This window comes from Micromonospora sp. NPDC005215 (assembly GCF_040607915.1).
Lineage (GTDB): Bacteria > Actinomycetota > Actinomycetes > Mycobacteriales > Micromonosporaceae > Micromonospora.
Map to the genome: position 1 here is coordinate 38807 of NZ_JBEXHQ010000011.1, position 19954 is coordinate 58760.

At 69.1% G+C, this 19954-nt stretch carries 18 protein-coding genes; 14 read left to right on the top strand and 4 right to left on the bottom strand.

Features of this window, described 5'->3' with window-relative positions; translation table 11 throughout:
* The first annotated feature begins 32 nt into the window (after positions 1–32).
* Complete coding sequence (locus ABZU25_RS11385; RefSeq protein ID WP_355029227.1) at positions 33–389, top strand: STAS domain-containing protein; 357 nt, start codon at positions 33–35, stop codon at positions 387–389.
* Between the two features lie 13 nt (positions 390–402).
* Here ABZU25_RS11385 and ABZU25_RS11390 read toward each other — a convergent pair whose 3' ends face one another.
* Positions 403–1554, bottom strand: coding sequence for an MFS transporter (locus ABZU25_RS11390; RefSeq protein ID WP_355029316.1), 1152 nt, complete (start codon positions 1552–1554; stop codon positions 403–405).
* Between the two features lie 179 nt (positions 1555–1733).
* On the opposite strand from ABZU25_RS11390, the gene ABZU25_RS11395 reads away from it, so the two are divergent.
* The 4 genes from ABZU25_RS11395 (at position 1734) to ABZU25_RS11410 (ending at position 3688) form a co-directional block, all read left to right on the top strand.
* The gene (locus tag ABZU25_RS11395) at positions 1734–2426 is read left to right on the top strand and encodes an FCD domain-containing protein (RefSeq protein WP_355029228.1); all 693 of its coding nucleotides are present in this window, start codon (positions 1734–1736) and stop codon (positions 2424–2426) included.
* A gap of 39 nt (positions 2427–2465) precedes the next feature.
* On the top strand, positions 2466–2924 hold the full coding sequence (gene mscL, locus ABZU25_RS11400; protein ID WP_355029229.1) for a large conductance mechanosensitive channel protein MscL: 459 nt from the start codon (positions 2466–2468) through the stop codon (positions 2922–2924).
* An 82-nt stretch (positions 2925–3006) separates the two neighbouring features.
* The gene (locus tag ABZU25_RS11405; RefSeq protein WP_238678688.1) at positions 3007–3258 is read left to right on the top strand and encodes a hypothetical protein; all 252 of its coding nucleotides are present in this window, start codon (positions 3007–3009) and stop codon (positions 3256–3258) included.
* 58 nt (positions 3259–3316) lie between these two features.
* A complete protein-coding gene (locus ABZU25_RS11410; protein ID WP_355029230.1) occupies positions 3317–3688 on the top strand; it encodes a hypothetical protein in 372 nt (123 codons plus the stop codon).
* A gap of 25 nt (positions 3689–3713) precedes the next feature.
* On the opposite strand, the gene ABZU25_RS11415 is transcribed toward ABZU25_RS11410, so the two are convergent.
* Positions 3714–4979, bottom strand: coding sequence for a benzoate/H(+) symporter BenE family transporter (locus ABZU25_RS11415; RefSeq protein WP_355029231.1), 1266 nt, complete (start codon positions 4977–4979; stop codon positions 3714–3716).
* 56 nt (positions 4980–5035) lie between these two features.
* Here ABZU25_RS11415 and ABZU25_RS11420 point away from each other — a divergent pair, with 56 nt between their 5' ends.
* The 5 genes from ABZU25_RS11420 (at position 5036) to ABZU25_RS11440 (ending at position 9797) form a co-directional block, all read left to right on the top strand.
* Positions 5036–5593 carry an XRE family transcriptional regulator gene (locus tag ABZU25_RS11420; protein WP_355029232.1) on the top strand — a complete coding sequence of 186 codons (558 nt, stop codon included), beginning with the start codon at positions 5036–5038 and terminating at the stop codon, positions 5591–5593.
* A 115-nt stretch (positions 5594–5708) separates the two neighbouring features.
* Positions 5709–6428, top strand: coding sequence for a protein phosphatase 2C domain-containing protein (locus ABZU25_RS11425; RefSeq protein ID WP_355029233.1), 720 nt, complete (start codon positions 5709–5711; stop codon positions 6426–6428).
* 88 nt (positions 6429–6516) lie between these two features.
* Positions 6517–7707, top strand: a complete 1191-nt coding sequence (locus tag ABZU25_RS11430; protein ID WP_355029234.1) for a GNAT family N-acetyltransferase — start codon at positions 6517–6519, stop codon at positions 7705–7707.
* 54 nt (positions 7708–7761) lie between these two features.
* The gene (locus ABZU25_RS11435; protein ID WP_355029235.1) at positions 7762–8511 is read left to right on the top strand and encodes a ZIP family zinc transporter; all 750 of its coding nucleotides are present in this window, start codon (positions 7762–7764) and stop codon (positions 8509–8511) included.
* 86 nt (positions 8512–8597) lie between these two features.
* Positions 8598–9797, top strand: coding sequence for a hypothetical protein (locus ABZU25_RS11440; protein WP_355029236.1), 1200 nt, complete (start codon positions 8598–8600; stop codon positions 9795–9797).
* Here ABZU25_RS11440 and ABZU25_RS11445 read toward each other — a convergent pair.
* Together ABZU25_RS11445 and ABZU25_RS11450 are read right to left on the bottom strand one after the other, a co-directional pair.
* Positions 9791–10873, bottom strand: a complete 1083-nt coding sequence (locus ABZU25_RS11445) for an NAD-dependent epimerase/dehydratase family protein (RefSeq protein ID WP_355029237.1) — start codon at positions 10871–10873, stop codon at positions 9791–9793. The two genes, ABZU25_RS11440 and ABZU25_RS11445, sit on opposite strands and share 7 nt — an antisense overlap.
* Positions 10874–11041: 168 nt before the next feature.
* Entirely contained in the window at positions 11042–11350 is a 309-nt protein-coding gene (locus ABZU25_RS11450; protein ID WP_355029238.1) for a hypothetical protein, read from the bottom strand.
* A gap of 1362 nt (positions 11351–12712) precedes the next feature.
* On the opposite strand from ABZU25_RS11450, the gene ABZU25_RS11455 reads away from it, so the two are divergent.
* From ABZU25_RS11455 to ABZU25_RS11470, 4 genes are read left to right on the top strand one after another with little or no spacing between them, the layout of a single operon-like run.
* Positions 12713–14176, top strand: a complete 1464-nt coding sequence (locus ABZU25_RS11455) for an ATP-binding protein (protein WP_355029239.1) — start codon at positions 12713–12715, stop codon at positions 14174–14176.
* Positions 14173–16881, top strand: coding sequence for a Z1 domain-containing protein (locus ABZU25_RS11460; protein WP_355029240.1), 2709 nt, complete (start codon positions 14173–14175; stop codon positions 16879–16881). The genes ABZU25_RS11455 and ABZU25_RS11460 overlap by 4 nt, the downstream gene beginning before the upstream one ends.
* Positions 16874–17833, top strand: a complete 960-nt coding sequence (locus tag ABZU25_RS11465) for a PD-(D/E)XK motif protein (RefSeq protein ID WP_355029241.1) — start codon at positions 16874–16876, stop codon at positions 17831–17833. The genes ABZU25_RS11460 and ABZU25_RS11465 overlap by 8 nt, the downstream gene beginning before the upstream one ends.
* Before the next feature lie 9 nt (positions 17834–17842).
* On the top strand, positions 17843–19915 hold the full coding sequence (locus ABZU25_RS11470; protein ID WP_355029242.1) for an AIPR family protein: 2073 nt from the start codon (positions 17843–17845) through the stop codon (positions 19913–19915).
* Positions 19916–19954 lie beyond the last annotated feature (39 nt).

Here is a 19954-nt window from a genome sequence, read left to right on the forward strand (position 1 = left end):
TACCGTTCCCCCGATAACAGGAGGTCTGGCGAATGTCCTTGACGGTACACACGGAACAGCGCGGCGACGTGGTCGTCGTGTCGGTCGCGGGCGAGCTGGACATGGCCACCGCACCGCAGCTACAGGACCAGATCACCGACCTGCTCGACAAGGGTCGCAACCGGCTGGTGTTCGACCTGGCAAACGTGTCGTTCTGCGACTCGACGGGTCTGTCGGTCTTCGTCCGCGCCAAGAACAGCTGCGACGAGGCCGGCGGCGTGGTGCGGCTGGCCGCCCCGCAGCGGGGCGTGCTGCGCATCCTCGAGGTGAGCGGTCTGGTCGAGGTGCTGCACACCTACCCGACGGTGGACGAGGCAGTCGCCGGCGAACCGACGTCGGCCTCCTCCTGACCGCAGACGTTCGTCACTCGTCCTCGACGTAGCGGGGACGAGCGATCGCCAGGCCCGCCGTCGTCTGCACGGCGAGCGCGCCAAGCAGGAACCCGATCGGCGCGGTCCAGCCGCCGGTGACTTCGTAGAGGATGCCGACCAGCAACGGGCCGAGGGCTGCGATCACGTATCCGGTGCTCTGCGCGAATGCGGAGAGCGCGACGGTCCCCTCGGCGGTGCGGGCGCGCAGTCCGATGGCGGTCAGGATCATCGGGAACGCGCCCTGGCCGATCGCCAGCAGGGCGACCCAGAGCAGCGCGGCACCCCGCGGGGCGAACGCCAACCCCAGGTAGGCCAGCGCCGACGAGGTGGTCAGCCCGAGCACCAGCGGGCGCAGGCTGCCCAGTCGACCGGCCACGGTGGGCATCAGCAGCGCGATCGGCACACCGAGCGCTGTCACTCCGGCGAGCAGCAGCCCGGCCGACTCCGGCTGGTAGCCGGCGTCCCGGAACAACTGGGCCAGCCAGCCCATGATCGCGTACCCGCTGAGCGACTGTGCCCCGAAGTAGACGGCCATCGCCCAGCCGAGCCGGGTCCGCGCCGGCCGGATGCGCACCGGCGCGGTGACGGCCGCCGTCGGGGTCGAGCGCCGCGCGCCCGCCCGGGTCCGCAGCGCGAGTGGCACCCACGGGAGTACGGCCACCGCGGCCATCGCGGCCCAGACGCCCAGCCCCGCCCGCCACGAGCCGAAGGCGTGCGCGATCGGCACCGCGGAGGCCGCGGCCACCGTCGTGCCGAGGGTCAACGCCATCGTGTACGCCCCGGTGACCAGCCCGGTCCGGTGCGGGAAGTGTTGCTTGACCAGCATCGGCAGCAGGATGTTGGCGACCGCGATGCCGGACAGTGCCAGGGTGCTGGTGAGCACGAAGATCCAGGCCGAGTCGGTGACGACCCGGAGGACCTGGCCGGCGGCGAGGGCGAGCATGGCGACCACCAGCACCCGGGCCGGCGCCACCCGGCGGACCAGCCACGGGGTGAGCGCGCCGAGGCCGGCGAACGCGATTGTCGGCAGGGTGGTGACCAGGCCGGCCATGGTGCCGGAGAGCCCCAGCCCGTCGCGGACCTCGTCGAGCAGGGCGCCGAGGCTGGTCACCACGGCGCGCAGGTTGAGCGCGACCAGCAGCATCCCGACCAGCACGAGCGCGCCACCGGTCGCCGGGTGCGTCCGTCGGCCGGCACCGGGGTCGCGCGTCGAGGGTGGGTCGACGAGGACGGGAGCGGGCGGCGCCGGAGCGGCGGTGGGTGGCGGGGTCATGACCGCTAACCTACAATCATGGGATGAATTTCGGACCGGTGATGTAACAAGTGCCACCGTCGGTCGGTTCCCCCTCCGCACCGCTGGTGCCGCCCCGCGGCCACCGGGTCCGGCAGACCATCGAGCAGCTCCGCGCCCGGATCCTCGGCGGCGAGTGGCCAGTCGGCGGGCGCATCCCCACCGAGCCGCAGCTCGTCGCCGCGCTGGGCGTGGGGCGCAACACCGTCCGTGAGGCCGTCCGCGCCCTGGTGCACGCCGGGGTGCTGGAGTGCCGGCAGGGCTCCGGCACGTACGTGGTGTCCACCGACGAACTGGCACCGGTGGTGGCCCGCCGGCTCGGCGACGACCGGATGACCGAGGTCATCGAGGTGCGGCGCGCCTTCGAGGTGGAGGCCGCCCGGCTCGCCGCGCTGCGGCGTACCCCGGAGGACCTGGCGACGCTCGACGGCGTGCTCGCCGAACGCGAGGCCGCCTGGCGCGGCGGCCGGGTCGACGCGTTCGTCGAGGCCGACGCGGCCCTGCACGTCGCGGTGGTCGCCGCCGCGCACAACGCCATGCTCGCCGAGCTGTACGCCTCGGTCGGCACCGCCCTGCGCAGCACTGTCGCCCAGGCGATGGGGGGCGCGCTCACGCCCGAGCGTTACGTCGACCACACCCGGTTGGTCGAGGCGATCCGGGCCGGCGATCCGGGCCGGGCGGCGCTCGAAGCCGGCGCTTTTCTGGAGCCCGCCGCAGGGGCATAGGTTGTGCCGGACAGAAAAGCGGACACCTCGGGAGTACGAATGCTCAAGGGCTTCAAAGACTTCATCATGCGCGGCAGCGTCGTCGACCTGGCGGTCGGTATCGTCATCGGCGCCGCGTTCACGGGACTCGTCTCGTCGTTCACGGAGAGCTTCCTCAAGCCGCTGATCAAGCTGATTGGCGGCGGCAGCGAACTCAAGTCGGGCACCTGGGACATCGGCGGGGTGAACTTTCCCTGGGTCAACTTCATCAACGCCCTGATCACCTTCCTGCTCACCGCAGCAGTGCTCTACTTCCTCGTGGTGTACCCCATGAACAAGCTGGCCGAGCGGCGGCAGCGGGGCGAGGAGCCGCCGCCGGCGGCGCCGAGCGAGGAGATCAAGCTGCTCACCGAGATCCGGGACGCGCTGGTCTCCGCCGGTCACACCGGCCCCGGCCAGCAGCGCGGGGCACTCGACGACGTGCTGGGCCGACGCACCGAACCCCCGGCGCCACGCTGACACCGAACGGATGCACATCGGCCCCTGCGGGATTCCCGCAGGGGCCGCACCTTCTCGTACGTGTGTTCGATAGAGTCCCGCCATGGAGCAGCGAAAGCACTGGTGGAACGGGAAATGGGGGCGGCTGGCCCGACGGGACGTCTTCCTCCGGGTGGACGCCGACCGGTGGCACGTCGAGCAGCGGGCCGGCGGCGCCGAGGGCATTTCCCGGTTCTACGAGTACGGCAGTGCGGACGAGGCCGAGGACACCGTCCGGGCGCTCCTCGACGGCCCGGACACCTGGCGGGAGCTGTCCCCCCGCCCGCCCGGCGGCTGGACCCTCCCGAACGGCTGAGCGGCCGGCCGGTCGGCGCTGGCGTTTAGCGGCGTACCGCCCAGGGAACCGCTGTGGGATGGACCAGCAGGACGAGCAGCAGGCGACGATCTCACGGATCACCACCGGGATGCCGGTGATCGACTCGGCCGGCACCGAGGTCGGCACGGTGGACCTCGTCCAGCGGGCCGACCCGAACGCGGTGACCGTCCAGGCGCCGACCGCCGACCCGGGCAGCAGCCTGGACGAGTTGATCGAGGCGACCGCGGTCGAGGAGCCGGACGTTCCGGCCGATCTGGCGGCCCGGCTGCTGCACAGCGGTTACCTGAAGGTCTCCACCGAGCTGACCCGCACGGGTGCGGTCTACGTACCGGCCGACCGGATCGGGTCGGTGGCCGACGGCCGGGTCCTCCTCGCCGTGGGCGTGGCGGACCTGCCACCCGAGGAGTAGCCCCAGCCCCGAGATCCACACGGGATCAGTGAGGTTGCGGTGTCCGGTCGGCTGGGACAGCGCGGTCTCCGTGAGCTGGTGTTGATCTCTCCGGCTCGTCGGCGGGTGCGGCCGTCGGCAGGTCGCGGGGTGCGGCGGATGGGCGGCGGTGGAAGAGCAGCAGCATCAGACAGCCGGCGACCAGACCCCAGAACGCCCCGCCCACGCCGATCAGGGTCACCCCGGAGGCGGTCACCACGAAGGTGACCACGGCGGCCTCCCGGGTGGCCGGGTCGGTCACCGCCGCGGCGAGCGCGGTGGCGAGGGCGCCCAGCAGGGCCAGCCCGGCGACCGCCTCGATGAGGATCGGCGGGGCGACCGCGACCAGCGCCGTTGCCACGCCGGCACCGAGGCCGAGCAGGGCCAGGCCGGCGCCGGCGGTGACCGAGGCCACCCATCGGCGCTCCGGGTCCGGGTGCGCGTCCGGGCCGGCGGCCAGCGCGGCGGTGATCGCCGCGAGGTTCACCGCGTGCCCGCCGGCCGGGGCGGCGAGCAGACTGGCCAGGCCGGTGGCCCGTAGCGCGGCGCCGAACGGCGGCCGGTAGCCGTAGCCGGCCAGCACCGCCATGCCGGGCACGTTCTGTGCGGCCATGGTGACCAGGAACAGCGGTAGGGCGAGGCCGATCAGCGCGGACGCGTTCCAGGCCGGCGCGGTCACTGTGATCGACGGAGCCAGCGCGGCACCGGACAGGCCGGTCGGCGGCGCGGTCAGCGCGATCGCGACCACCGCCACCAGCAACGCGCCGGGCACCGCCCAGCGGCGGGCGAACCGGTGCAGCAGCAGCCAGCCGATCACCACCGGACCTGCCACCGCGGGCAGCTCCACCAGTGCGCGGACCGGGGCGGTGCACAACGGGAGCAGCACCCCGGCGAGCATCGCGCCGGCCACCGGCTTGGGGATGGCCGCCACCGCACGGCCGAGTGGCGGGAACAGCCCGGCTGCCACGATCAGCACACCGGAGACGAGGAAGGCGCCCACCGCGACCGGCCAACCGCCCGGCGGTGGTCCGGTGGCCACCAACAGCGCCGCGCCCGGCGTGGACCAGGCCACGCTCATCGGTATCCGGTGCCGCCAGCCCAGCCAGGCCGCGGCGAGCCCGCACGCCACGCAGAGGGCGAGCAGGCCGGAGGCGGCCTGCGCGTCCGACGCGCCGGCCGCGCGGAGCCCGGCCAGCACGACGGTGAACGAGCTGGCGAAGCCGACCAGGGCGGTCACCACGCCGGCCAACACCGGTTGGACGCGTCCGGCCATGCCACCCTCCCCGGGTGTTCCGTTTACGGAACGACAGTGTGTAGCACGATAGCCGGGTGCCGCAGCCACCAACCCGCCGCCCCGACCTCGACGTGGCTCCTGCCGTCGTCGGCCGCCGGGTCCGCGCCCTACGCGAGGAGCGGGGGATCTCGCTGTCCACCCTGGCCCGGCTCGCCGGCGTCGGGAAGGCCACCCTCTCCGGCCTGGAGAACGGCACCCGCAACCCGACCCTGGAGACGCTCTGGGCGGTCACCGCGCAACTCGGCGTACCGCTGACCGCCGTGCTGGCCGAGCCGGCCGCGGGGCCCACCGTGCACGGCACCGCTGTCACCGCCACCCTGCTGGAGGTGTTCACCGACACCGACGCGACCTACGAGCTGTACCGGATGCGGGTCGCGCCCGGCCCCGGGCAGGTCTCCCCCGCCCACCAGCCGGGGGTCACCGAGCACGTCACAGTCTTCGCCGGGGTGCTGCGCGCGGGCCCGACCGACGCGCCGCTGACCGCGCCGGCCGGCGGTCACCTCCGCTGGGTGTCCGACGTACCGCACAGCTACGCGGCGGTGGGTGACGAGGAGGTCGCCGCCAGCCTGCTGCTGCGCTACCCGCGGCGCTGATTCGCGGCCGATCGGCCGGGAATCGCCCGACCCGACGACGGAAATCGCAATCATTTCTCGACGCACGCAGGAGGCGTAGAGACGAAGGCGGGGTGTTCTTGGCAAGCTTGACCCCATGACGCTGATCCTCCGCTCGGTCATCCTCAACGACATCGGCCTGGTCCGCACCAACAACGAGGACTCCGCCCTCGCCGGTGACCGCCTGATCGCCGTCGCCGACGGCATGGGTGGGCTGCCCGCGGGCGAGGTGGCGAGCGAGATCGTGATCCGGATCCTGGACGAGCTGGCCCCGCCCACCGATCCCGACGGCGCCGCCGACGCCCTGCGTGCCGTGGTCAGCACCGCCAACCAGCGCATCCACGCCGCCATCACCGTCGACCCGAGCCGCGACGGGATGGGCACCACGCTCACCGCGGCGCTGCTGGCCGGCGAGACGCTGGTCCTGGCCCAGGTCGGCGACTCCCGCTGCTACCTGTTGCGCGACGGGGAGCTGACCCAGCTCACCCGGGACGACACGTTCGTCCAGGCCCTTGTCGACCAGGGCACCCTCTCCCCGGAGCAGGCCCGCCACCACCCGCAGCGGTCGCTGGTGACCCGGGCCGTGCAGGGCGCCGACACCCCACCGGCGGTCGGTGTGCTCACCGTGGTCCCCGGCGACCGGCTGCTGCTGTGCAGCGACGGGCTCTCCGACTACGTCGAGGACGACGCGATCGCGGCGGCGCTGGGCATGTACGCCGACCGCCAGCAGTGTGGCGAGCAGTTGGTGAAGCTCGCCCACCACGCCGGCGCACCGGACAACGTCACTGTCGTGGTCTCCGACGTCGTCGCCCGCTGAGTTCAGCCGACCAGCCCACGCTGGCGTCCGGGCCACGGATACCGTCAATCCGGTTGCCCCGGCCGGCACGGCAGGTTGAGATGGGCGGATGACCATCCGCCGGGTGACCGCTGACGAGCGTCTCACCACAAGCTTCCCGTTGGCCGCGTACGCCTTCGAGTCGTCGCCGATCGGTGCTGCCCGGACCGAGGAGTTCCGCGACTACCTGCCCTACAACCAGGGCAACCGGACGCTGATCGCCGAGGAGGGTGGCGTCACGCTTGCCGCCGTCTCGTCCATCCCGATGCGGCAGAACCTGCGCGGGGCGGTGTTGCCGATGGCGGGTGTCGCCGGGGTCGCCACCCATCCGCTGGCCCGCCGGCAGGGGCACGTGCGGGCGCTGATGCACCAACTCCTCGACGAGGTACGCGACGAGGGGCATCCAGTCAGCGCGCTCTACCCGTTCCGGCCCAGCTTCTACGCCCGGTTCGGCTACGCCGGGTTGCCCAGGTCGCGCACTGTCACCTTCTCCCCGGCCCACCTGGGCTCGCTGCTGCGCGCGGACCTGCCCGGCGAGGTGGGCTGGGAGCGCATCGGCGCCGGCTATCCGGCGTGGCGCGCGTTCACCGAACGGTGTCTGCAGGAGCGGCACGGCTTCGCGCTGTTCCCGGACTACCGGGCGAACGGGATGCGCGACCGGGACGAGCACTGGCTGCTCACGGCCCGCGTCGACGGCGAGGTCACCGGCGCGGTGACCTACCGGATCGACGAGCACGGCGGCACGATGCACGGCAACGAACTGCTGGCCAGCGATCCGCTCGCGCGGGCGTTGCTGCTGCAGTTCTTCGCCCGGCACGTCGACCAGGTCGAACGGGTCACCGTCCAGGTCCCGCCGGACGAGCTGCCGGAGCTGTGGCTGACCGACCTGGACGTGCACGTCGAGGCCCGAATAGCCATCCCGGGTTCGTCCGCCCCGATGGCCCGACTGTTGTCGCTTGACGCGTTGCGCGGGCTGCCGACCGGCCCCGGTCGGGTACGGATCGAGCTGACCGGGGACCGCTGGCTGGCCGGCACCCACCTGCTGGACGGCACGACCGGCGCGCTGGAGGTGGTCGCCGACACCACCGGCAGTACGCCGACCGCCACCCTCACGGCGGCCGGGCTCTCCGCCCTGGCGTACGGGGTGCTGGATCCGGCCGAGCTGCCGTTGCGGGGCCTGGGTGCGGTGCCGGTGGACGCCGCCGCGGAGTTGCGCGGCATCTTCCCCGGCCGGGTGCCGTACCTCTTCGTCGACTTCTGAGCCTGCCTCACGACCGGGTTTGCCGGCCTGACTGCTGTGGGTATGGTCCCGGGAATGCCGGAGTGGTTACAGGCGGGTGGGTGGGGGCTGCTGGCCGGATCGGCCCTGCTGCTCGGGGCGGCGGCCGGTTGGTTCGCCCGGGTCCCGCAGCGCCTCATCGCGTCGATCATGGCGTTCGGGGCGGGGGTGCTGCTCTCCGCCGTGTCGTTCGAGCTGATCGCCGAGGCGCACGACCAGGGCGGGCTGCTGCCCACCGCGATCGGCGCGGGCGGTGGCGCGGTGGCCTACACCCTTGCCAATCTGGCCCTCGCCCGGCACGGCGCACGGCACCGGAAGCGCTCCGGCGACCAGCAGCCCTCCGAGGGTGAGCAGCCCGGTTCGGGGTCGGCGATCGCGGTGGGTGCGCTGCTGGACGGCATACCGGAATCCGTGGTGATCGGCGCGAGCCTGCTCAGCGGCGGCGCGGTCAGCCTGGTCACGGTGGCGGCGGTCTTCCTCAGCAACATTCCGGAGGGGCTGTCCAGCGCGGCCGGCATGCGCCAGGCCGGCCGCTCCCGGCGGTACGTCTTCCTGCTCTGGATCGGGATCGCGCTGATCAGCGGGGTGGCCGCGCTGGTCGGCAACACGGTGCTGGGTGGTGCGCCGCCGGAGGTGCTGGCCGGCATCACGGCGCTTGCCGCCGGGGCGATCCTCGCCATGATCACCGACACCATGGTCCCGGAGGCGTTCGAGAACGCCCACCTGCTTGTCGGTCTCATCACTGTCGCGGGTTTCCTGACCGCCTTCGCCCTCTCCCACGCCTGACCGCGCGCCCCGCCTTAACCACTGCTTAATCCCGCACTGTGGATTCGCCGCGACGCCGGTGCGACTCCTAGCATCACGGGGTGCGCATGACGTCGCTTGCCGCTCTGCTCGTCCTCGGTGTCGCCACGGCGACCCTGCCCGCCTGCGCGTCCAACGAGCCGACCCCCGCCTTCGAACCCGGCTCGTCGGCCTCGCCGGTGGCCCCGCCGACGGGCGCCCCGACCGACGCGCCGCAGGCCCGCGCCGGCCTGGGTGGCCCGGGGGCCAGCGCGAGCCCGAAGCCCGCCGCGAAGGTGCTCGCGGCCGGCAATCCGAACGGCCACGCCACCGTTCCGGCCGAGGCACGGGCGGTGGACACCTCGAAGCCGACCCGGACCATCGGCACCGGCACCCCGGCGAGCTGCACCTCCGCGGCGGTCGTGAAGGCCGTCGCGGCCGGCGGCGTCATCACGTTCAACTGTGGACCCGCCCCGGTGACGATCAAGATGACCGCCACCGCGAAGGTCCGCAACGCCAACGGGCCGAAGGTCGTGCTGGACGGCGGCGGCACTGTCACCCTGAGCGGCCAGGGGCAGCGCCGCATCCTCTACCTGAACACCTGCGACCAGGCCCAGGGCTTCACCACCTCGCACTGCCAGAACCAGGACCACCCGCAGCTCACAGTGCAGAACCTGACCTTCGCCGACGGCAACTCCACAGGCGAGAAGGCCGAGGGTGGCGGCGGCGGGGCCATCTTCGTCCGCGGCGGCCGGTTCAAGGTGGTCAACTCGCGCTTCGTCCGCAACCGTTGCGACCGCACCGGCCCCGACCTGGGCGGCGCGGCCATCCGGGTGCTGAGCCAGTTCGAGAACAAGCCGGTGTACGTGGTGGGCAGCACCTTCGGCGGCGCGTCCGGCCAGGGTGGCTCCTGCTCCAACGGGGGCGCGTTGAGCAGCATCGGCGTCTCCTGGGTGGTACTGAACAGCGTGCTCAGCCACAACGAGGCGATCGGCAGCGGCGCCAACCCGGCCAAGTCCGGCACGCCCGGCGGCGGCAGCGGCGGCGCGATCTACTGCGACGGCAACGAGTTCACCGTACGGATCGCCGGCACGATCATCGAGAACAACAAGGCCAACGAGGGCGGCGGGGCGGTCTTCTTCGTCAGCAACAACCGCACCGGCACGATGAAGATCGAAAGCTCGACCCTGCGCCGCAACCCCAGCGCCAAGTTCGAGACCCGAGGCTTCCCCGGCATCTTCTTCCTGGGCGCCCAGAACCCCACGGTGACCGGCTCCAAGCTTCAGTAGGGGTTTCCCTGGCCCGGCGGGCGGGCCTGGAGAAGGGCGGCGGGGCGACCCGGCAGGTCGCGCGCGCCGGACAGCGGAGGGCTTGCGGTGTGGCCGCCGTCGGCCATCCCGGCGAAAAGCTCCTTGAGCGCGGTGAGCGCACTGATCCTGGGCCGCCAACCCAGCTCGGTCTCCGCCCGCTCGCTGGACATCAGCGGCGCGTTCAGGCCCAGCTCCACCCAACCCACGTCGACCGGCTGCAACCGCGCCCGCCAGGTCAGCGCCGCCGCCACCCGTAGCACCGGCGCGGCGACCGGCACCGTCCAACCGTGGAAATGCCGAGCCACCAGCTCCGGGGTGAGCACCGGGTCCGCGGCGACGTTGAAAGCGCCGCGCACCTCACCCAAGACCGCCCGGGTGTACGCATCGGCCACGTCGTCGGCGTGCACCGCCTGCATCCGCAATCGGCGGTTCGTCGGCACCAGCGGAATCCGGCCGAAGCGCAGCAGCCGCACCGGCGCCAGCGGGCCGAGAAAATAGCGGGTGATCTCCGCACCGGCGGCCCGCTGGAAAATCAGCCCGGGTCGCATCCGCACCACCCGCAGCGTCGGGTGATCACGCTCGATCCCGTCCAGCAGCGCCTCCACCTCGGCCTTGTGCTCGCTGTACGACGAGCCGGGCACCCCAGTGGCCGGCCACCGCTCACTGATCGGGTGGTCCTTCGGGCCAGGGGCGTAGGTGCCGACCGACGAGGCGTACACCAACGCCGGCACACCAGCCCGGATCACCGCCTCGAACACCGCGCGGCTGCCCTCGACGTTGGTCCGACGCAGCACCCGCTGATCGTGGCTGGGCTGGATCTGCCAGGCCAGGTGCACCACCGCATCCGCACCCGCGAACACCTCGGCGAGTTGCCCCGCCGCGCCCGGCGCGCCGATGTCGCAGGAGTGCCACCGCACCTGGTCGTACGGCTCACCGGCATCCGGTCCGGGCAACCGCCGGGCCACCCCGGCCAACTCCACGTCCCGCTCCTGGCGCAGCCGCCGCAGCACCGCCGTACCAACATTGCCGCTCGCCCCCACCACCACGATCCGCATGCTCGACCCCGTACCCGCCCAGCAGCCGCTCAACCGCCCACGCCGTCCTCCGCGGGTGGCCTCGCGGGTGGCCTCGCGGGTGGCCTCGCGGCTTGATCCACTCGACTTCCTGGAACTCGCGGTGTCGCGGCGGGCGGGACAGCCCCGACTTCCGGCATTCCGAGTTGATCAAGGGCGAGGGGAGTCTCGGACCCAGCCGCGCCCGCCCTCTCCCCGTCGGCCGGTGGTGGCGGCCAGGCAACGCGGGCAGATCCGGCCAACCGCGTCCGCCTCAGTGAGCACGTCGGTGCCGGAGTAGTCGAAACTGACGTGCGGGAAGCGACGCAACCGGGTCCGGCTCAGCGCCAGGCCGCAGACCGTCTGGTTCTGACCGGGCAGCCAGGCGTGCACCTCCCCGCCCGGCTGGCGTACGCCGTCCGACCCGATCTCCTCCCCGGACGCGGCTACCGACGGGGTACGGCTCGATCTCATGCCCATCCCGGTTCCCCATCCACCCGGTCCCATGCACCACTGGGCGACGTCGCTTGATCCACTCCATGTTTCCGACCCGGGATGTCCGAGGTGCCGGACGGCACCAGCCCGTCGAACCGGTGATGATCAGGTGCGTCGAACCTGGAAGCCGCAGGCATTGACGGGCGGCCGGAAGCCGTGAGCCGCCGACGCTCACCGTCGGGTAACCTGAGCGCGCGGGCCGCTAGCTCAACGGCAGAGCTGTGGACTTTTAATCCATAGGTTCATCCGCCAAGACTGACGCGGTCATGCGATGACCTGCAGAAACGCAGAGATTCTGATCCACTTTGGACCCATGGTGCTCGTGGGCCGCTCGGTTGCCACGCGGATTCGTCACCGTGCGGGCAGACCAGGCAGCCACCGGAAACGAGCATCAGCTTCCTAAGACGACGCCCTATCTGTACCCAGGGGCTCTTTACCTGCGGGTTCCTGTTCTTTTTACCTCAGCGGGTCGCACTCGCCCGTCACTGCGCTCGCTTGCCGAAGATCGGCAGAGCGGGCGTAGCTCTGCTCAGGGCATTCTTCGCTCGGTTTGACATGCCCTCGCCAAGATCCGGTGAATACCGCGCCGCGTCAGTCTACGGTTCCGCGAGAGCTTGGGCCAGCAGCGTGGCGCGTTCGCGTGCGCGGCTTTGGTGGTCGACCCGGGCAACTCGTCCTGTGAGGCATTGGGCAAAGTGGGGGTGGCCAACCCGTCCCGATTCGCCCGACTGCTGGCCGACCGGCTCGCCCGTACGCTCGGACGGATCGTCCGGGTGGCTGGCGCGACGAGCCCGCTGGGCAACCGTTGCCCGTCGTCCGGTCGGTCTTGATCGACTTCTGGACCGGTCCGTCGTGAACCCGACAGCCTAGCCCTGTTTTTGCGTCAACCATTCGAGTCGCTGTTTCGCGATCCCTGACCGGGGTTTGTCCATGCCATCTCGTACTGGGCCTGGGAAACGGTTGCCGGTGGCGTGACGGGAGGGCGTGTGCAATGGATGATTTCGGCGCCGAGTTGCGTCGGCGTCGGGAGGGAGCCGGTCTGCCGTTGACCGATCTGGCCAGCGGGTGCGTTACGGCAAGTCCCACCTGAGCGGCGACCAGCAACCCGGGCCGCTCACGATCAGTAACCGGCGCGCGAGGCGTGGCCCCTGGGTGGTTGGCAGCAGAACCTTGATCGGTGATGATTATATGCGCAGGTGCGGCCCTTTCCAGGATCGCGAAGCTTAGACGATCTCATGATCACCGATGGCTCGAACCCGTCTCCAGTGAACCCCACACCACACGAAACCGCAGGTCAAGAATCCCTTAATCGGCTATGCAACAGCCCTGACCAGCGGGAGAGAAAGTGTGAACGAGGAGGAACTCCCTCCGGAGCCTCAGCTGATGGAGTCGCTTAGAGCCGTCGGCTACTCCCTCGAGGCGGCAGTCGCCGATCTGATCGACAACTCGATCACCGCGCAGGCGAACCGTGTCGAGGTGTTCTTCAGCGCGGAAGCTGAGCCCTACCTCGCCGTCGTCGACGACGGAACCGGCATGAACGCCGACGAGGCTCGCGCTGCGATGTGTCTGGCGGGCACGAGCGCCACTAGGAGCAGGCGGCCCGACGACCTTGGTCGCTTCGGTTTAGGACTTAAGACCGCGTCACTCTCCCAATGCCGTGAGCTCACAGTGGTCACCAAACGGGACGGTGTGGTGACGGCGCTGCGCTGGGACCTCGACTACCTCAGCCGCTCGAGGCGCTGGGCACTGCTCACCCTCTCCGAGGCGGAGGCCTCGAACCTCCCCCGCTACGGCGAGATCAAAGCGAACCCGAGCGGGACCTTGGTCGTTTGGCGGCACCTCGACCGTCTCCCCTCAGCCAGCCAGACAATCTTCGCCAAGGCCTTCAACGAGCAGATGCTTTCCGCCCGGGCGCACCTCTCACTCGTCTTCCATCGCTTCCTCTCGAGCGAGGACGGCAAGCCCAAGGTCACGATGGAGCTGAACGGCGTCCGGCTGAAGGTGGTCGACCCTTTCCTCACGGCCCACCGGGCCACCCAGAGGGGGCCGGCCGAGTACTTTGCCGTCGCCGGCGCACGGATCGACGTGCAGCCGTTCACCCTGCCCTACATCTCGAAGCTTACGCCGGCCGAGAAGGAGACCGCGCAGATCGCCGGCCGGCTGCGCGACAGCCAGGGCTTCTACATCTACCGGGCCAGGCGCCTAGTCATCTGGGGAACGTGGTTCCGCCTAGTGCCGAAGGACGACCTCGGCAAGCTGGCGCGCGTCCGCGTCGACATCCCGAACACCCTCGACCACCTGTGGTCTCTTGACATCAAGAAGTCCGCGGCCGTCCCGCCGACGGAGATCAGAGACCAGCTCAAGCGCCTGGTGGACCGAATCGTTCACCCGAGCCAGCGCGCTCAGCTGTACCGGGGCCGCCCCGCGGCGGCTTCGGACAAGGTCGTCAGGACGTGGAACCTCATCGACGAACGCGGCTCGTTCCGATATGAGCTCAACCGCGAGCACCCGCTGCTCGCCGCTCTCGACGAGCAACTGGACAACGGCGCACGTCGGCTGCTGAGTGAGCTGTTGAGGAACATCGAGTCGTCCTTTCCCGTCGAGGACGCCTATAACCGCCTAGGAGGTGACAACGTCCACGCGCCCCAGCATTCGGACGAGGGTGAGCTCCTCGACTACGCGGCCACCCTGTGGTCCGTGTTCACCCAAACCGGTGAGTCCGCGGACGACTTCGTCGCCCGACTGCGGTATGTCGAACCGTTCACACTCTCGAAGAACCCTGAAGCACTGTTGAGAAGGGCCGCATCTTGATCAACGGAAACAGGCAGGAGCAGATTGCGGCCTTGGAGAAGGTCGTCGGCGCATTGCTCGCTGGCAGGACCCACTCGGAGGCACACCTCAGCGAGATGGTGGAGCAGTACCGCCGAGCGGCCGCGCCCGACGCCACCAACGAGGATGTCGCCGCATTGGTCCGACGCCTGACGGAGCGGCTCAGCATCGACGTCGAGCAGGGCGTCGCCATCGTCGGCGAGGACTTCAAGCCATGGCTCCAGGACAAAAAGCGGCAGATGGACTGGTCGCGATGGCTCAACTTCAAGCAGTGGATGTTGAACGACGGACGGCCGCCCCGAGTCATCGACAAGATGGACGACCTCACCGACGAGATCCTTGACTTCGCCGGGGACCCCACTGCCGCAGGTCCGTGGGCTCGTCGGGGCCTCGTCATCGGTGAAGTTCAGTCCGGTAAGACCTCTACGTACCTCGCGCTCTTCAACAAGGCGGTCGATGCCGGCTACCGACTGATCATCGTCTTGGCGGGGAACACGGAATCGCTGCGCCAGCAGACCCAGGAGCGCGTCGACGAGGGCCTCATCGGTCGCGACACCAGCCTCAGTGTCGCCCGGCCCGGCATCCCCGCCCAGACCCGTTACATCGGCGTCGGGGCATTGGACTCGCGGCTCGCGAACGCCCAAGGCATGACGACGGTAATCCAGGACTTCCGGACCAGCAGCCTCGCCGCATCCAACATCACGGTCGGCACCGACTCAGCCGAGCCCTACGTCTTCGTGGTCAAGAAGAACAAGGCGGTGCTGGAAGCGCTCACCGAATGGCTGGGCCGGCAACGCAAGGTCGGCGGCAAGCTGCCCCTTCCCCTGCTGCTCCTCGACGACGAGTCCGACTACGCCTCGGTCAACACACGGGAGGACCACAACCCGACCACCATCAACAGCGGCATTCGTGGCATCCTAGACCTGTTCTCGCGAAGCTCCTACGTCGCATTTACCGCGACCCCGTTCGCGAACATCTTCATCGACCACGAGGTCGAGAACGATTTATTCCCACGCCACTACATCTACGGCCTTGAGTCACCGTCCAACTACGTGGGCTCGCAGGTCACCTTCGGATCCCTTGAGGAGCCCTCCGACGCGATGCTCGTGGAGCTGGACGACGCCGAGGAGTTCACCCCCCTCGGGCACAGGGTGCACTGGAACATCGGAGAGGTACCCGAGTCCCTCCGCGAGGCGATCCGCACCTTCTTCGTCGCCAACGCGGTCCGCGACCTGCGAGGCCAACGCGCGCCACGCTCGATGCTCGTGAACGTCTCCCGTTTCAAGCGCGTGCAGAGCCAGGTATTCGACGCGGTGCAGGACGAGGTCTCCACGCTGCGTAACGAGATCGAGGCCCACGCAGCCCAGTACCGCAGGGGCCACCCGAACAGGACCCTCGACATCGTCAAGGAAACCTTCGATCGGCGGTACCCGGACATCACAGAGACGTGGGAGGAGGTCCTGGACGTACTCGCGGCCGCGGCGGCGGACATCCGCGTTCAGCTGTTTAATTCGGACAAGGACCGCGTCCTAGGCGAGGAGGACGAGCACTGGGACCGGCCGCAGCGGATGATTGCCGTCGGCGGTGACGTGCTCAGCCGAGGGCTGACACTCCAGGGCCTGACAGTGAGCTACTTCTACCGCCGGGTCGTCGCCTCCGACACTTTGATGCAGATGGCGCGCTGGTTCGGCTACCGCGATGGCTACAAGGACATCTGCCGAGTTTGGATCGACAAGGCATCCGCCTCCGACTACCGGCACGTCGCGGAGTCGGTGGAGGAACTCCGCCGCGATCTTCGGCTGATGCTCCGCCAGAAGCTCACTCCGGAGGATTTTGGTATTGCGGTCAAGAAGCACCCTGGCGCGCTGCTGATCACCGCCAAGAACAAGATGAAGGCCGCCGAGACCCGAAGCAAGACCATCTCTCTCGCCGGTAAACGCATCGAGACCACCAAGCTGTCCCCTGACAAGAAGGTGATCTCCGATAATTGGTCGGCGTTCCAGCGGCTCGGCGACGCGATCGCCACGAGCACCGCCACCCGGAACGGGACGGATCGCTGGCCGCGATGGACCGGCGTGCCGAAGCGCGTCATCGCCGACTTCCTTCGCCAGTACCAGGCGCACCCGTCGGACGCCATCTTCTCCGCGTCGGCGCTCAGTGCATTCGCCAGGCACGCGACCGCACCTGAGTTCCAGACCTGGGACGTCGTAGTGGTCAACGGGAGGGAGCAGGCCCCGGAGGAGTTCGCCGGTGCGAAGTTCTACCCTCCGCGGCGAACGATGGACAGAGGGGCGGACAAGGAGCTGCGCGTAAGCGGCACGAGTAGCCGACTAGCAGGCCCAACCGACGTCCGCGTGCTCCTGTCTAACGATGACATCAAGGCCGCCGTGGCCGACGCAGGTATCGATGGCAAAGGCAAGAATCCTCCGGAAACAGTCTTCTACAGCCGCCTTCGCCGGCCAGCCATGCTGCTGTACCCGCTGCTGCCGCAGGACGACGACGGAAAGCTTCCGCAGGGTGTCGATGTCGACAAGATCATCGTTGCCGTGAAGCTGGCCATACCCGGTAGGGCCGGCGATCCCAAGGACTCACGGGGCGACGTCGAGTACGTCATCAACACGGTCGCGCAGCGGAAGTGGTTCATTGAGATCGACGAGTCCGAGACCGCGGAGGAGGTCGATGACTGACAACTTCGTCCTGCGCTGGCGGGAGATCATAGCGTCGCCGGGTCCCGGGAAGTTCGAGGTCGATTCCTCCCACTGCCTCCGGTTCATCGTCGGCGTCAACGACAGCGGTGAACCGATGATCTTCGTCATCGTCAAGGACAAACCGCCACTCCCGGATCTGTCCGGGATCATCGAGGTGGAGCGGCGGCAGCGGACTGGCGACCGCAAGTGGACGCTGGCGCTGTCACTGACCGATCGCCGTTTCCTCGAGCCCTACCTCCAGTTCTCTACCGACCTGGTGTCCCGCACCGCCGATGCGGCCACCGAGGCGCAGGGCGTGGCGACGCTGCTCAAGGTCGTCGCCGAGTGGAAGCGGATGTTCGCTCGTGGGCCCCGACCCCCGCTCAGCGAAGATGCCCTGCGAGGCCTCATCGCCGAGCTGTGGTTCGGCGTCCACGTTCTAGGGCGGCGGGCGGATGTAGCCAAGGTCGCGCTGGCTTGGCGGGGTCCGCACGGCAGTCATCAGGACTATGTCTTCCCGTTGGGCCCGAGGTACGAGGTCAAGTCCCGGCGGACTGACGGGAAGAGCATCCGGATCTCCTCACCCGAGCAACTCGACGCGGACGGGATCATCCTGGTGACGGTGACGCTGGTCGAGGTCGATGCAGGAACCGCTGACGCCGTCAACCTCCCGATGCTGGTCGATGGAACCCGCGCGGACCTTGTTGCGACCCGGGACGCCGCGCTCGCCTTCGACAAGGCCCTCGACGCGCTCCAGGTCGACTCTGCCGACCACCGCTACGCCGACCACTGGTTCGTCGCCACGGAATACACCGAGTACAACGTGGCGCCTGACTTCCCGGCCATACGGCGCTCCGGCATCCCGGAGGCAGTCGTGGGCGCCACCTACGACATCCGGATCAGCGCGATCAAGGACTTCATCACCGACCGCTGGCGCAGAACCGCGGAGTAGGGGGCATTGATGGACCTCGCGGACTTCTACAAGGACCTCATGAACACCGTGGATACGCGGGCTGAGGTTGAGAACGACTATCGATCGACGGCGTTCCTGGCCGAGGTGTCCGACCGCTTGGCGGAAGCCGAGGACGTCGAGCAGCTCACCATTCTGCACTTCGTCGGCACCGGCGAGCGTAAACGAGCGGTCGCGGTGAACGGTTTCGACCTGACTGACCAGGACGGGTCGGTCGCGCTCGCGGTGTCAGTCTTCGCGGACTCCGACGAGCCGCTGACCCTGTCCACTGCCGACGCCCGCAGGGCGTTTCTGTCGCTCGCCAACTATCTCGACGAGGCCGTCCGCGGCGTCTTCCAGGAGGGGCGAGAGGAGAGCGGGCCCGAGTACCAACTCGCCGAGGACCTCCGCATGCGTGGCCGCAATGTAACCCGCTACCGGATGTACCTCATCACCAACATGGAGATGAGCGGACGCGCGAAGGCGTTCAACAGCTCAGAACGTGACGGAATCAGGATCGACTACCACATCTGGGACCTGCGCCGGCTGCTCCAGGTACATGAGTCCAGTCAGGGCCGCGAGGAGCTGGAGATCGACCTCTCAGAGTGGCTCCCGAGCGGACTCGAGGCTCTGCGGACCTCCGAGACGGCCTCCGACGTCAAGACCTACCTCACCGCCATCCCTGCCCGCGTGCTGGCGGACCTCTACGGGCGGTACGGAAGCCGGCTCTTGGAGGGCAACGTTCGTTCCTACCTGAGCACGGCCGGCAAGGTGAACAAGGGAATACGCTCGACATTGCTGTCGGAGCCGGCACGGTTCCTCGCCTACAACAACGGCATCACAGCGACGGCTACCGACCTGGAGTGGACGGCCGACGGACGAGCGATCAAGACTATCCGCGACCTCCAGATCGTCAACGGCGGCCAGACCACCGCTACGCTGTTCTACGTCCGCCGCGACAACAAGGACATCCCACACTTCGAGGATGTCTTCGTACAGACGAAGCTTGTGGTGGTGCAGCCCGAACAAGCGGTCGAGATGGTCCCGCGCATCTCCCGTTACGCGAATAGCCAGAACAAGGTCAGTGAGGCGGACTTCTTCTCCAACAGCCCCTTCCACGTGAGGCTGGAGGACCTGTCGCGCCGGATTCTCGCGCCGGCACAGCCCGGTGTGAACTTCCAGACCAAGTGGTTCTACGAACGCACCCGGGGCCAGTACGCCAACGAGCAACGTAAGCTGAGCGTCGCTGACGCCAAGAAGTTCGCTGCCCTGTTCCCTCGGGGGCAGGTCATCACCAAGACCGACGCGGCGAAATACGAGGTGTCTTGGACGAAGAAGCCCCATCTGGTGAGCGCCGGCGCCCAACGCAACTTCCTAGCCTTCGCCGATCAGGTGGCCGCCCAGTGGGAGACCTCGGAGGCGAGCTTTAACGAGGTCTACTTCAAGCACCTCGTGGCGAAAGCGCTTCTCTACCACCGCATCCGCGCACTGGCCGCGAAGGCGAGCTGGTACCAGAGCGGCTACCTCGCGAACATCGTCACGTACACGATGGCCAAGTTGGCGGTGATCGTCGAGACCCACGCGCCGGGCAAGTCGTTCGACTTCGACCTCATCTGGGCGCGGCAGGCAGTGTCACCTGCGGTTGAGGAAACCAGTCTCGTTGTGGCGAAGAAGGTCTTCGACCTACTTACCGATGAGCGCCGTCCCATCGCGAACGTGACGGAATGGGCCAAGCGGGAAGCGTGCTGGGAGTCGGTCCGGAAGGCGTCCGTGGACGTACCAGAAGCTTTCCTGGCAACGTTGGAATCTCGCGAGCGGGTGGCCCAACGCCGAGCCGACGCGGTCGCGGTTCAGAAGATCGATTCCGGGATCATGGCTCAGACCACGGTTCTCCAGATGGGTGCGCTCGCTTGGGAGTCGGTGCGGCGGTTCGTCGTGGCGCGGCGTCTTGCGACACCCACCCACCTCGGCATCCTGGACATCGCGACCGGGCAAAAAAGAGGGATCCCATCCGAGAAGCAGAGCGCCGTATTGCTCGGCTTACTCAGGACCGCAGAGGAGAACGGCTTCGAGCTCGACCACTGATCGTCACGGCATGACTCTTCCCTTCGGGTCCGACCGGTC